Consider the following 676-nt stretch of genomic DNA (forward strand, 5'->3'; position numbering starts at 1 on the left):
GAAATCCTTTGTAAAATTCTCATTCCCGTACCGTCTGCTGATATTTGCATTGTATACATCAACACCTGCTACTCCCTGAATATCCAGGGCAAGATCGAAGTTTTTGTAAGCAAAACTGGTATTTAATCCAAAGTTGAACTTCGGATTAGGGTCGCCAATCGTCATGCGATCCTTGCCGTCAATTACGCCATCATTATTCACATCAGCATACTTGAAATCTCCTGTCTTTGCATTTAGCTTTTGAGCCGACGCAGCCACCTCAGCGTCATTCTGAAATATACCCACTACCTGATAACCGTAAAACTCACCAATGGCGCCTCCCAGCACTGTACGGGTAGCTTGCGAACCGTTTGCCAATCCACTTCCACCATCATATATAGGATTCACACCCGTTACAACTGAGGTTACCTTGTTTTGGTTATAGCCAAAATTACCACTTACTGAATAGGTGAGCCCTTTTTCTGTTTTGTTTCTCCAGGTTGCCATAAACTCAAGTCCTCTGTTCCGAATGTCAGCTTGGTTCCCGCTGATTCTCGGCGACTTTTGACCTAGTGAAGAAAAAATGGGAATATCAAATATTGCATCTTGCGTGAGTTTATTATAATAGTCAATCTCTACAGTTAGTCTATCTTTCAAAAATCCTGCTTCTATTCCTAAGTCTGTTCCTTTGGTTCCT

General features: G+C 42.0%; 1 pseudogene. It reads right to left on the reverse strand.

Features of this window, described 5'->3' with window-relative positions:
- Positions 1-676 (reverse strand): annotated as a pseudogene (locus tag ACNOHI_RS24930) (hypothetical protein); the annotation flags it as partial.

It is taken from the genome of Noviherbaspirillum sp. ST9, from assembly GCF_048799745.1.
In the GTDB taxonomy this organism is placed as follows: domain Bacteria; phylum Pseudomonadota; class Gammaproteobacteria; order Burkholderiales; family Burkholderiaceae_D; genus Noviherbaspirillum.